Here is an 11,941-nt window from a genome sequence, read left to right as displayed (position 1 = left end):
ATGGCTGATCACACTTCCCTGGTGCCGGTGCGCGCCACCGAGCTGGTCTTGGGCAAGCCCGCGCCCTGGCCCATTTACAACGAGGTCGGCAAACTGCTGCTGGCGCGCGGCACCATGATCGACACGCCCGACCAACTGGCCGGCCTGATCGAGAATGGTCTTTACCGCAATGCCCGCTGGGTGGCCGAGCCGGATACCGAGTCAGTGCCCTTGCCCCAGGCGCGCGATGTATTGCGCAAGAAGGTCGGCGGCAAGCGGCCCGTCAAGCCTGCTGCCGCTGCGCGTGGCCAGCAGACGGTGATCACCATGGAAGAAGTGCGCTGGCAGATCGGCGACACCTTGTGGCTGCAATTGGCTGAGGACGCCGCCCAGCGCTATGCGGTCAACCTCGTGGGTTGCCTGCCCGGCCGCAGTATCCTGGTGACCGCGCCGCAGAAGGATGGCAAGCAATTGTTCATGCGCGATGGGCAGGCCTTCGTGGTGCGAGCCCTGACGGGGCGCCGGGCCTATGCGTTTTCGTCCCAGTTGCTGAAGTACCAGCAGACGCCTTTCGTCTACCTGCACCTGGCGATGCCGCGCGAGGTCCGCTCCACCGTGATCCGCCAGGCCACCCGGGTGCCGGTGGGGGCAGAGGGCTATCTGGAGGTGGACGGTAATACTCCCGTGGCGGCCAGCGTGATCGACCTGAGCCTGGCCGGGGCGTCGCTGGTGGCGACGTCCTTGTCTGGCAGGGTGGCTGCGCAGAAGGGCGTGGTCGGCAGGCTGCGCTTTGTGGCTTCTGTAGCCGACCAGCAACTGACCCTGGATCTGCGGGTGGTGCTGCGTACCGTGGAAGCGCTGGGGGAGGCCGATTTCTACCAGTACGGGGTGGAATTTTCCAACATGACCGTGCGTGACAAGCTGGTGTTGTCGGCCTACGTCTACCAGGAACTGAGCGCGCAGGAATAGGCCGTCCCGCCGGGTGCGCGAGGCTGCATCAGAATGTCTGGCGAGAGGGCTGTCCAAGGCCCGGCTTCGGTTAAAATTCAGCCCATGAAAATCCTCATCAGCAACGACGATGGTTATCTCGCGCCCGGCATCAACGCCCTGGCCGAGGTGCTGGCGCCCATCGCCGACATTACCGTAGTGGCCCCCGACAGCAACCGCTCAGGCAGCTCCAATTCCCTGACGCTGGATCGTCCGCTGTGGGTGGAGCAGGCCGCCAACGGCTTCTACTATCTCAACGGCACGCCCTCCGATTGCGTCCACGTCGCATTGACGGGCTTGCTCAAGGAACGTCCCGACCTGATCGTCTCCGGCATCAACCAGGGGCAGAACATGGGCGACGACACGCTGTATTCGGGAACCGTGGCGGCCGCGACCGAGGGGTTCCTGTTCGGCATCCCCTCGATCGCCTTTTCGCAATTGCACAAGGGATGGGCCGAGCTGAAGTCGGCTGCGCGCATCGCCCGCGAGATCGTCGAGCGCCGCTTCGATGCGCTGCCGCAGCCCTATCTGCTCAACGTCAACATTCCCAATCTGCCCTATGAAGAGATCAAGGGCACTCAGGCCACGCGGCTGGGCAAGCGCCACGTGTCCGAGCCGGTCCACAAGCTGACCGATCCGCATGGCCGCGACCTGTACTGGATCGGCCCGGCCGGTGCGGCCCGCGATGGCGGCGAGGGAACCGATTTCCATGCCACCGCGCAGGGGTATGTCTCCATCACCCCGCTACAGATCGACCTGACCCATACCGCCCAACTGGCCAACCTGAAGAAAGCGCTTGCATGAGCGACAAGACCAGCCGCTTTCCGCTCTCGCTGTCCTCGGTGGTGGACAAGAAGAAGGCTGCAGGAGTCGGGCGGGACGCGGCTGGCCGCCCCCAGGCGACCACCCAGACGGCCGCCAAGAATGCCGCCCAGTCGTCCCAGCGCGCTGCGCTCAAGCCGGTGCAGCAGGGGCTGGCGCAGGCATTGCGCCCGCCTCCGGCGCCACCGCGCGCGCCCGTGCCGCCAGCCCAGCCCCTGCTGAGCGCCGCGCCGGTGCCGCGCACTGCGGTCAGCAATGTCATGACGGTGACCCAGACCAACGCTTCCCATCACGCCTCGCCGCTGGCTTCCGAAGCCGTGCGCAAGGCCATGGTGGCGCGCGTGGCCAAGCAGGGGGTAGCTGACGCCAAGGTGCTGGCGGCGCTGGAGGCGGTGCCGCGCCACATGTTCGTGGAGCCGGGTCTGGCCAGTCAGGCCTATATCGATGCTTCCTTGCCCATCGGCCATCACCAGACCATTTCCCAACCCTATATCGTGGCGCGGATGATCGAGATCATGCGCCAGAACCGCCATGGCGGCCGGCTGGACCGGGTGCTGGAGATCGGGACCGGCTGCGGTTATCAGGCGGCCGTGCTGTCCCGGGTGGCGGGTGAGGTGTATTCCATCGAGCGCATCAAGCCTCTGCACGAACTGGCCAAGACCAATCTGCGTCCATTGCGGGTGGCAAACATCCGCTTGCATTACGGAGATGGTATGCTTGGCCTGCCGCAGGTGGCGCCTTTTGACGGCATCATCCTGGCAGCTGCCGGGCTGGAGGTGCCGCAGGCCTTGCTGGAGCAGTTGGCCGTCGGTGGCCGCCTGGTCGCCCCCGTGGGTGAACGGCAGCAGGTACTGGAGTTGATAGAACGGGTAGGACCGCGCGACTGGCGCCGCACCACGCTGGAGCAATGCCATTTCGTGCCGCTGCGCCCGGGTACCGTGTAATGGCGCGGCCAGCCTCGGCGGCATGGGCAATTTAAAATGAATGGCAGGGCCGGTCCAGACCGGGATCTGCCGGCAATCGTCGATACGGGGAATGGGCGTCACCAGGCACAAGCAGGTCAAGCCGCATCGGATGACGCTCGCATGCAGAGGGTGGGCTGTCTTTCCCTGATGAACTTCTGGCGCTGGCTGCGGGTCAACTAGCGTCGTACAAAATCTAACGTAAGAGCATGAAGAAAATTCGTTTGGCTGTATTGGGGAGTGTCGTGAGTCTGCTGGCCGCCTGCGGCTCGACACCGAATCAGCAGCCGGCCCCCGTCGTGGAGCGCACCAGCAGCACTGGCAAGGTTGTCGATGCGGCGACCGCGCCCGCCGCCCCTGCGCCGTCGGGACGTGGGTACTATACCGTCAAGAAAGGCGATACCCTGTACCGTATCGCCCTGGAGGCAGGTCAGAACTGGCGCGACATCGTGGCCTGGAACAACCTGACCAACCCGAATGACATCAAGGTCGATCAAACCTTGCGCGTGGCCCCTCCGGACCGCGCACCGGGTACGGCCCAGACCGCGGCGATTGCAGCTTCGCCGGCGGCGGGTCTGGAGGTCAAGCCGCTGGGCGCGCCTGGCACCTCGGCGCCGGCAGCGCCGGTGCCGGTGGGCAGCAACAAGACCGGTCCGCGCGGCGACAAGCGTCCGTATTCGGAAAGCGCACTGGCCGAGCTGGAAAAGCCTGACGCGCCTTCCGCGCCGGCTGCCTCGGGTACATCGGTTGCATCGGCCGCGCCTTCCGCCCCGGCCAAGGCCGAGCAGCCGCATGCAGCCGACAAGCCGGCCGCCGCTGCCAGCCAGGCCGCGGCCGATGATGAAGGCGTCTCGTGGATGTGGCCTGCCGAAGGCAAGGTGGTGGGCACCTTCGAAGGTGGCAAGAAGGGCGTGGACATCGCCGGCAAGGCCGGGCAGGCCGTGCTGGCCGCCGGTGCGGGCAAGGTCATGTATGCCGGCAGCGGCATCCGTGGCTATGGCAACCTGGTCATCATCAAGCACACCAGCAACCTGTTGTCGGCGTATGCGCACAACCAGACCATCCTGGTCAAGGAAGGCCAGAGCGTCACCAAGGGGCAGAAGATCGCCGAGATGGGCAAGTCCGACAGTGATACCGTCAAGCTGCACTTCGAAATCCGCCAGCAGGGCAAGCCTGTTGATCCTTCCAAATACTTACCGCCACGTTAGCGTATGACAAGCAATCGCCGCGATCACTTGCCAGACCAGGACCCTCGTGAAGAGGAATTGGACGATTCTGTTGATGAGATAGATGAACCGGAAGTGATCGACGGCGATGCCGGCGAAGAAGTCCAGGAAGCCGCGCCCGCCGAGGGTGTGGACGAGCTCAAGAAGGTGCTCGCCGCCGAGCTTTCCACCGATACCACCCAGCACTATCTGAACAAGATCGGCGCCAAGCCCCTGTTGACGGCCGCCGAGGAGTTGCATTTCGCCACCCAGGCCAAGGCGGGTGAATTCGTGGCGCGCCAGAAGATGATCGAGCACAACCTGCGGCTGGTGGTGTCCATTGCCAAGCACTACATCAACCGCGGCGTGGCCCTGCTGGACCTCATCGAAGAGGGCAACCTGGGCCTCATGCGCGCCATCGACAAGTTCGAGCCCGAGCGCGGTTTCCGTTTTTCGACCTATGCCACCTGGTGGATACGCCAGAGCATCGAGCGCGCCATCATGAACCAGGCGCGCACGGTGCGCTTGCCGGTCCACATGGTGCGTGAACTGAACCAGATCCTGCGCGCCAAGTATCACCTGGAGGCGCAGCAGCGCGACGGTCGCGACGCCAGCGCCGAGGATATCGCCCATCTGGTCGATCGCCCGGTGGAAGAGGTGCAGGACGTGCTGGCCCTGTCCGAGCACGCCGCCTCCCTGGATACGCCGCTGGACAACGACCCGCAGGCCAGCCTCATGGACCTCTTGCCCAGCGCCGTGGAAGAGCATCCCGATACCCGTGCCGAGAGCCAGGAGATGGCCGTGCTGATCCGCGAATGGCTCAAGAGCCTGTCGGAAAAGCAACGGGTGGTGGTGGCGCGGCGTTTCGGCCTGGACAATGACGACCCGTCCACCCTGGAGCAGTTGGCCAGCGAGATGGGCATCACCCGCGAGCGTGTGCGTCAGGTGCAACAGGAGGCGCTGATCAAGCTCAAGCGCCTGCTGACGTCGCGCGGGGTGGGGCGCGACGCCTTGTTCTAAGCTGCGCGGCGGCCTGGCGCGGCTGTTTTCTTTCCGGTTTGATCACCTTTTGCGTGAACGGTGCGCTGCGACAGGCGCATCGCGCTTCCCTCGCGCCGCCGGATCGCGGACAATACCGCTTTTGTTTTTTGGCAGCGGACTCCGGTCCCACCCTCGTGGTTTCCCTCATGCAACAAGACATCATCATCGAAATCAAGTCGCTCGACATGGACGGGCGCGGCGTTGGCCACCTCGAAAACGAGGACGGCACGCAAGGCAAGGTCATCTTCGTCGAAGGCGCTTTGCCGGGCGAGCGGGTCAGTTTCCAGTCCTATCGCAAGAAGCCCAAGTGGGAAGCCGGCGTGATGACCACGCTGCACAGCGAGTCCTCGCTGCGGGTCAAGCCGCGCTGCGACTACTTCGGCACCTGTGGCGGCTGCGCCATGCAGCACCTGGAGCCCTCGGCCCAGGTCGCCATGAAGCAGCGCGTGCTGGAAGACAACCTCTGGCACCTGGGCAAGACCAAGGCCGAGGTGATGCTGCGTCCCATCTATGGCCCGACCTGGGGCTATCGCTACCGCGCCCGCATCTCGGTGCGCCATGTGGCCAAGAAGGGCGGGGTGCTGGTGGGCTTCCACGAGAAGCGCTCTTCCTTCATCGCCGACATGAAGACCTGCGAAATCCTTCCGCCCAATGTCTCGGCCATGCTGGTGCCGCTGCGTGAGCTGGTGGCCGGGCTGTCCATCCGGGACCGTATGCCGCAGATCGAACTGGCCGTGGGTGAGGGGGACGATGGCAACAAGGTGACCGTGCTGGTCTTGCGCATCATGGAAGCGCTGTCGCCGGCCGATGAGGTCCTGCTCAAGAGCTTTGCGGACGAGCACAAGATCGAGTGGTGGCTGCAGACCAAGGGTCCGGATACGGCTGCGCCGTACTATCCGGCGCAATCGCGCCTGCAATATACGCTGCCGGAATTCGGCATCCGCATGCCCTTCAAGCCCACCGACTTTACCCAGGTCAACCACCAGATCAATCGGGTGCTGGTTGCGCGCGCCTTGCGTCTGCTGGACGTGCAGCCGCAAGACCGCGTGGCAGACCTGTTCTGCGGGCTGGGCAACTTCACGCTGCCCATCGCCACGCTGGCGCGCGAAGTGGTGGGGATCGAAGGCAGTACCGCCTTGACCGAGCGGGCGCTGGACAATGCCAAGGTCAATGGCGTGGACGCCAAGACCAGCTTCTATTGCCGCAACCTCTTCGAGGCCAAGCCGGAGGACTTTGTCGCCTTGGGCAAGTTTGATCGCATGCTGATCGATCCGCCGCGCGAGGGCGCCATGGAAGTATGCAAGGCGCTGGTCGAGCTGCCGCCCGAGCAGCAGCATCTCAAGCCCAAGCGCATTGTCTATGTCTCTTGCAACCCGGCCACGCTGGCGCGTGACGCCGGCATGCTGGTGCATCTGGGCGGTTATGCGCTCAAGTATGCCGGCGTGGTCAACATGTTCCCGCATACGGCGCACGTCGAGTCGATCGCTGTCTTTGACTTGCCCGAATGAGCCGGGCTCGCCCGATGTGAAAAAGCCGGCTTGCGCCGGCTTTTTTATTGCGGTTTATTGCAGTTCAGGCAAGGTTCAGTCGCGGTTGCCGCCTACGATGCCCAGAATGGACAGCAGGTTGGCGAAGACGTTGTAGACGTCCAGGTAGATCGCCAGCGTGGCCGAGATATAGTTGGTTTCGCCGCCATTGACTACCTGTTGCACGTCAAACAGGATGTAGGCGGAGAAGATCGCGATGGCGACCATCGAGATGGTCAGCTGCAGCGCCGGCAGTTGCAGGAAGATGTTGGCCAGCGCCGCCACCAGGATCACCAGCACGCCCGCGAAGAGCCACTTGCCCAGGCCCGAGAAGTCGCGCTTGGACACGGTGGCGATGGTCGCCATGCCGCAGAAGATGATCGCGGTGCCGCCGAAGGCGGTCATGATCAGCCCGGCGCCGTTGGAAAAGCCCAGCGTGAACTCGATCAGGCGCGACAGCATCAGGCCCATGAAGAACGTGAAGCCCAGCAGGAAAGCCACGCCCAGGCCGGAATTCTTGGTCTTTTCGATGGCGTAGAAGAAGCCGAAGGCAATCGCCAGGAACAGCACGAAGCTGATCATCGGGCTGCCGGCAAAGAGGCTGAAGTGCAGCTGCACGCCCAGCCACGCCCCCAGCACGGTCGGAATCATCGACAGTGCGAGCAGCCAGTAGGTGTTGCGCAGCACGCGGTTGCGGGTGGCCAGACTTGTGGTCGAGTGGCCAAAGGTCGTGTCCAGGTTGTTCATGTGTCCTCCAAGGCGTTGAATGCGAGCCACAGGATAGCACGGCGGCTCATTGCTAAGACAAGTCTTCCCTCGCTCTGGTTCGATATCCGGCAGCAATATATGAATGATGGCTGCATGGACGCTGCTCCGTTGTGGTGCATGTCGTCCAGGTCCGGCAGATGGGATGTCAAAGGAGGTGAATTGACATGATATCTAATGGTTTCATGCTAAAATACAAGGTTCATCGAATTATCAATTCTTGGCTTTAAGCCTTTATTTTTATTGGAGTTTTTCTCATGGCAATTGAACGCACCCTGTCGATCATCAAGCCCGACGCCGTCGCCAAGAACGTGATCGGCCAGATCTACACCCGTTTCGAAAACGCTGGCCTGAAGGTCATCGCCGCCCGCATGGCACAACTGTCGCGCGCTGAGGCAGAAGGCTTCTACGCCGTGCACCGCGAGCGTCCTTTCTTCAAGGATCTGGTGGACTTCATGGTTTCCGGCCCGGTCATGATCCAGGTGCTGGAAGGCGAAGGCGCGATCCTGAAGAACCGCGACCTGATGGGCGCTACCGATCCGAAGAAGGCCGAGAAGGGCACCATCCGTGCCGACTTCGCTGACTCCATCGACGCCAACGCCGTGCACGGTTCGGACGCTGATGAGACCGCCAAGGTCGAAATCGCCTACTTCTTCCCGGCGCTGAACGTCTATTCGCGTTAATCTGTTTCCAGTTTTTACCGGTTTCCCGGATCCGGGCGGAAACCGGCGCGGCAATCCCTGCAGCGCCTTTCTGTCCTGGTCCCGACCGAATGCGTCATGAATACAGCTCTCACCAATCTGCTGGATATGGATCCCGCGCAACTCGTCGCTTACTGTGGCGAGTTGGGTGAGAAGCCGTTTCGCGCCAAGCAGTTGCAGCGTTGGATACACCAGTTCGGCGTCGCTGATTTCGATCAGATGACCGACCTGGCCAAGTCGCTGCGCGACAAGCTGAAGACCCGCGCCGAAGTCCGCGCGCCGGCCATCATCAGCGACCATACCTCCACCGACGGCACACGCAAGTGGCTGGTCGACGTGGGCCAGGGCAATGCGGTGGAAACCGTGTTCATCCCTGAAGAAAATCGCGGCACGCTGTGCGTTTCCACGCAGGCGGGCTGTGCCGTCAATTGCCGCTTCTGCTCGACCGGCAAGCAGGGCTTCAACCGCAATCTCTCGGTGGCCGAGATCATCGGCCAGTTGTGGATGGCCGAGTTTGAATTGCGCAAGACCAAGGGCATCGAAGGCGGCCCCAAGGGCGAGCGCCAGATCACCAATGTGGTGATGATGGGCATGGGCGAGCCGCTGCTCAACTTCGAGCCCACCGTCACGGCGCTTCGCCTGATGCTGGACGACAATGCCTACGGCCTGTCGCGCCGCCGCGTGACGCTGTCCACCAGCGGCGTGGTGCCGATGATCGGCAAGCTGTCCCAGGAATGCCCGGTGGCGCTGGCCGTCTCGCTGCACGCGTCCAACGATGCGTTGCGCGATTCGCTCATTCCGCTCAATCGCAAGCACCCGCTGCGCGAGCTGATGCTGGCCTGCAAGCGCCACCTCGAATTCGCGCCGCGCGACTTCATCACCTTCGAGTATTGCATGCTCGATGGCGTCAACGACACCGACACCCATGCCCGCGAACTGGTCGCGCTGGTGAAGGAAGGCGAGACGGCCATCCCCTGCAAGTTCAACCTGATTCCCTTCAATCCCTTCCCTGAGTCGGGTTTGAAGCGTTCGCACAATCCGCGTATCAAGGCGTTTGCCCAGATCCTGATGGACGCCGGCATCGTGACCACCATCCGCAAAACCCGTGGCGACGATATCGACGCCGCCTGCGGCCAGTTGGCCGGTGAGGTCAAGGATCGCACCCGGGTGCAGGAGCGCATGCAGAAAATGGCCGAATACCAGAACAAGTTCGGCAAGGATTTTGGCCGCATCGTGGAGATCTCCGGGTGACGGCAGGCCTGCTGAACGTTTTCACTGGCCGCGCTGCGCCGGCCCTGGTCCTCGCGCAGAGGGCTGTGGCGCACCACTTTTCCGAATTGTCTGTCAGGTCGTCGATGGCGCGCTGGGGCGCGTTCGTCGTACGTCCTTTTTGTGTTTTTGTTGAAACGATTGCAAACCATGCTGCAGGTCGGCATGACGCACTGAAGTTGTCGAATTTCCCCGGAGGGACGCGGCGTTTGCCGCGCAGGGACGCTCCAGAAGAATCCGGCCAGGTCCGGCTAAAAAAAGCTTTTCCATGTGGAGCATTTGATGAGTGATCAACAAATGAACGAAGTGCCATCGCAACCATCGCCAGAGGGCGCTCAGCCTGTTCAGGGGCCGAGCCTGCCGGGCGCGATGCTGGCTGCGCAACGTCAGAAGAAGGGCTGGTCGGTGGAGCAGGTGGCCAGTCTGGTGAAGCTGGCGCCGCGCCAGATCCAGGCGATCGAAGCCGACAACTACGCCGCCCTGCCGGGTCTGGCGGTGGCGCGCGGATTCGTGCGCAGCTATGCCAAGGTGGTCGGGCTCGACGCCAATGCGCTGACCGCGGCCATGCCGCAGGAGTCGGATGTGGCGCAGCGCGACCATATCGTGCCGCAGCATTCGCTGTCTACGCCGTTCTCGGAAGGGCCGCTGCCGGCCATGATGATGAGCACCCGCGGCAATAGTTCGCCCTTGCCCATCATTGCCGGTGTGGTCGTGGTGGCCTTGCTGGCAGGCGGCGCGGCCGTGCGCTGGAGTGATCTGGGCGCCAATGTGCCGCAACTGGCCTGGCTGAAGTCGCACAAGAGCGAGTCGGCTGCCGCGCCGGAGCTGCCTGCCAATGCCGATGCCGGATCGAGCGAGACGCCCGTCAACGCCCGCGTGGAGACGATTACGCCCGCTAGCGACGAGGCGGCCAAGTCCGCTGCTGCAGCGGTGGAGGCGGCGCCCGCTCAGGCGGCTACGCCCGCGGCTGCCGAAACGGCTTCTGCGCCGGCCCATGCGGCTGATGCACCAGCTGCCTCCGTGCCGGCCAGCGCGGCGTCCGCCGCCAACGCTGCATCGGGGTCGGCCCCTGCACCGGCGCAGGCTTCTGGCACCACGGTGCCCAGCGGCCTGAACATCGTCAACAGCAAGGACATGCTGCGCCTGACCTTCCGTGAGGATTCTTGGGTCGAGATCCGTCGCGCCGACAAGAGCACCATCATTTCGCGCCTGCTCAAGGCCGGTACCACCGAAGCCTTCGATGTCTCCGACGCCACCTCGCTGACCATCGGCAATGCCGCCGGCGTCGATGCGACGCTGCGAGGCCAGCCGCTGGATCTGAAGACGCCAGGCGGCAGCAATGTCGCCCGTATCAACCTGAATTAACAGCTAGCCAACGCCATGTCTTCCTCTCCGATCGCTTCCGGACCGCTGGTCCGCCGCAACAGCCGCCGCGTGGTCATCAGCCACGGTGGGCGCGAGATCGTGGTCGGCGGCGGCGCGCCGGTGATGGTGCAATCCATGACCAACACCGACACGGCTGACGCCATCGGAACGGCGATCCAGATCAAGGACCTGGCCCGCGCCGGCTCGGAAGTGGTGCGCCTGACCGTCAACACCCCCGAAGCGGCGGCGGCCGTGCCAGCCATCCGTGAACAGCTGGACCGCATGGGTGTGGATGTGCCGCTGGTGGGCGATTTCCACTACAACGGCCATACCCTGCTGACCGAATATCCGGAATGCGCCCAGGCGCTGTCCAAGTACCGCATCAATCCCGGCAACGTGGGCAAGGGCGCCAAGCGCGACACCCAGTTCGCCCAGATGATCGAAGTGGCCTGCAAGTACGACAAGCCAGTGCGCATCGGCGTGAACTGGGGCAGCCTGGACCAGGCGCTGCTGGCGCGCATCATGGATGAGAACGCCGGTCGCGCCGAACCCTGGTCGGCCCAGGCGGTGATGTATGAGGCGCTGGTCACCTCGGCCATCGAGAACGCCCAGCGCGCCGAAGAACTGGGCATGGCGGGCGACAAGATCATCCTGTCCTGCAAGGTCTCGGGCGTGCAAGATCTCATTGCGGTCTATCGTGAACTGGCGCGCCGCTGCGACTATCCCTTGCACCTGGGCCTGACCGAGGCCGGCATGGGCAGCAAGGGCATCGTGGCTTCCACGGCGGCGCTGTCGGTGCTGCTACAGGAAGGCATTGGCGACACCATCCGTATTTCGCTGACCCCCGAACCGGGCGGCGACCGTACCAAGGAAGTCGTGGTCGGCCAGGAAATCCTGCAGACCATGGGCCTGCGCAAGTTCACCCCGATGGTGATCGCCTGCCCGGGTTGCGGTCGCACCACCTCCACCGTGTTCCAGGACCTGGCCGACAAGATCCAGACCTTCCTGCGCGAGCAGATGCCGGTGTGGAAGGGCAAGTATCCCGGCGTGGAAGCGATGAACGTGGCCGTCATGGGCTGCATCGTCAACGGTCCGGGCGAGTCCAAGCACGCCAATATCGGCATCAGCCTGCCTGGCACCGGCGAATCGCCGGCCGCGCCGGTGTTCATCGATGGCGAAAAGAAGATGACGCTGCGCGGCGAACACATTGCCGAGGAATTCCAGAAGGTGGTGCTGGACTACGTCGAATCGCACTACGGGCAGGGGCATCCAGCCTGAGCGCAGGTCGGTTGCGGCGGTCGCCGCGAGCGTATGCAGTA

At 63.7% G+C, this 11,941-nt stretch carries 11 protein-coding genes; 10 read left to right on the top strand and 1 reads right to left on the bottom strand.

Annotation, left to right across the window (positions count from 1 at the left end):
* The 6 genes from ACP92_RS14815 (at position 1) to rlmD (ending at position 6,504) form a co-directional block, all read left to right on the top strand.
* Positions 1–948: a flagellar brake protein gene (locus tag ACP92_RS14815; protein ID WP_013234923.1), complete on the top strand. Its 948-nt coding sequence runs from the start codon at positions 1–3 to the stop codon at positions 946–948.
* 84 nt (positions 949–1,032) lie between these two features.
* Entirely contained in the window at positions 1,033–1,770 is a 738-nt protein-coding gene (gene surE, locus ACP92_RS14810; RefSeq protein ID WP_041310929.1) for a 5'/3'-nucleotidase SurE, read from the top strand.
* Entirely contained in the window at positions 1,767–2,732 is a 966-nt protein-coding gene (locus tag ACP92_RS14805) for a protein-L-isoaspartate(D-aspartate) O-methyltransferase (protein ID WP_013234921.1), read from the top strand. Before surE ends, ACP92_RS14805 begins: the two co-directional genes overlap by 4 nt.
* A gap of 227 nt (positions 2,733–2,959) precedes the next feature.
* Positions 2,960–3,958: a peptidoglycan DD-metalloendopeptidase family protein gene (locus ACP92_RS14800; protein WP_013234920.1), complete on the top strand. Its 999-nt coding sequence runs from the start codon at positions 2,960–2,962 to the stop codon at positions 3,956–3,958.
* 3 nt (positions 3,959–3,961) lie between these two features.
* Positions 3,962–4,975 carry an RNA polymerase sigma factor RpoS gene (gene rpoS / locus ACP92_RS14795; RefSeq protein WP_013234919.1) on the top strand — a complete coding sequence of 338 codons (1,014 nt, stop codon included), beginning with the start codon at positions 3,962–3,964 and terminating at the stop codon, positions 4,973–4,975.
* A 167-nt stretch (positions 4,976–5,142) separates the two neighbouring features.
* Positions 5,143–6,504, top strand: coding sequence for a 23S rRNA (uracil(1939)-C(5))-methyltransferase RlmD (rlmD, locus tag ACP92_RS14790; protein WP_013234918.1), 1,362 nt, complete (start codon positions 5,143–5,145; stop codon positions 6,502–6,504).
* A 75-nt stretch (positions 6,505–6,579) separates the two neighbouring features.
* On the opposite strand, the gene ACP92_RS14785 is transcribed toward rlmD, so the two are convergent.
* Entirely contained in the window at positions 6,580–7,269 is a 690-nt protein-coding gene (locus tag ACP92_RS14785; RefSeq protein ID WP_013234917.1) for a Bax inhibitor-1/YccA family protein, read from the bottom strand.
* 275 nt (positions 7,270–7,544) lie between these two features.
* On the opposite strand from ACP92_RS14785, the gene ndk reads away from it, so the two are divergent.
* From ndk to ispG, 4 genes are all read left to right on the top strand, one after another.
* Entirely contained in the window at positions 7,545–7,970 is a 426-nt protein-coding gene (gene ndk, locus ACP92_RS14780; RefSeq protein ID WP_013234916.1) for a nucleoside-diphosphate kinase, read from the top strand.
* A 96-nt stretch (positions 7,971–8,066) separates the two neighbouring features.
* A complete protein-coding gene (rlmN, locus tag ACP92_RS14775) occupies positions 8,067–9,239 on the top strand; it encodes a dual-specificity RNA methyltransferase RlmN (RefSeq protein ID WP_048348580.1) in 1,173 nt (390 codons plus the stop codon).
* 300 nt (positions 9,240–9,539) lie between these two features.
* The gene (locus ACP92_RS14770; protein ID WP_013234914.1) at positions 9,540–10,622 is read left to right on the top strand and encodes a helix-turn-helix domain-containing protein; all 1,083 of its coding nucleotides are present in this window, start codon (positions 9,540–9,542) and stop codon (positions 10,620–10,622) included.
* 15 nt (positions 10,623–10,637) lie between these two features.
* The gene (gene ispG, locus ACP92_RS14765; protein WP_013234913.1) at positions 10,638–11,900 is read left to right on the top strand and encodes a flavodoxin-dependent (E)-4-hydroxy-3-methylbut-2-enyl-diphosphate synthase; all 1,263 of its coding nucleotides are present in this window, start codon (positions 10,638–10,640) and stop codon (positions 11,898–11,900) included.
* The last annotated feature ends 41 nt before the right edge of the window (positions 11,901–11,941 follow it).

The sequence above is a fragment of the Herbaspirillum seropedicae genome, from assembly GCF_001040945.1.
GTDB classification, from domain to species: domain Bacteria; phylum Pseudomonadota; class Gammaproteobacteria; order Burkholderiales; family Burkholderiaceae_D; genus Herbaspirillum; species Herbaspirillum seropedicae.
Note: the sequence above shows the minus strand (reverse complement) of the source record. Positions and strands in the feature narration are given on the sequence as shown.

What these genes read in the sequence shown, in the direction of transcription:
- ACP92_RS14770 (WP_013234914.1), top strand. Translation starts at nt 9,540, where the DNA reads ATGAGTGATCAACAAATGAACGAAGTGCCATCGCAACCATCGCCAGAG.
- ACP92_RS14800 (WP_013234920.1), top strand. Translation starts at nt 2,960, where the DNA reads ATGAAGAAAATTCGTTTGGCTGTATTGGGGAGTGTCGTGAGTCTGCTG.
- rlmN (WP_048348580.1), top strand. Translation starts at nt 8,067, where the DNA reads ATGAATACAGCTCTCACCAATCTGCTGGATATGGATCCCGCGCAACTC.
- ndk (WP_013234916.1), top strand. Translation starts at nt 7,545, where the DNA reads ATGGCAATTGAACGCACCCTGTCGATCATCAAGCCCGACGCCGTCGCC.
- ACP92_RS14785 (WP_013234917.1), bottom strand. Translation starts at nt 7,269, where the DNA reads ATGAACAACCTGGACACGACCTTTGGCCACTCGACCACAAGTCTGGCC.
- rpoS (WP_013234919.1), top strand. Translation starts at nt 3,962, where the DNA reads ATGACAAGCAATCGCCGCGATCACTTGCCAGACCAGGACCCTCGTGAA.
- surE (WP_041310929.1), top strand. Translation starts at nt 1,033, where the DNA reads ATGAAAATCCTCATCAGCAACGACGATGGTTATCTCGCGCCCGGCATC.
- ispG (WP_013234913.1), top strand. Translation starts at nt 10,638, where the DNA reads ATGTCTTCCTCTCCGATCGCTTCCGGACCGCTGGTCCGCCGCAACAGC.
- ACP92_RS14815 (WP_013234923.1), top strand. Translation starts at nt 1, where the DNA reads ATGGCTGATCACACTTCCCTGGTGCCGGTGCGCGCCACCGAGCTGGTC.
- rlmD (WP_013234918.1), top strand. Translation starts at nt 5,143, where the DNA reads ATGCAACAAGACATCATCATCGAAATCAAGTCGCTCGACATGGACGGG.
- ACP92_RS14805 (WP_013234921.1), top strand. Translation starts at nt 1,767, where the DNA reads ATGAGCGACAAGACCAGCCGCTTTCCGCTCTCGCTGTCCTCGGTGGTG.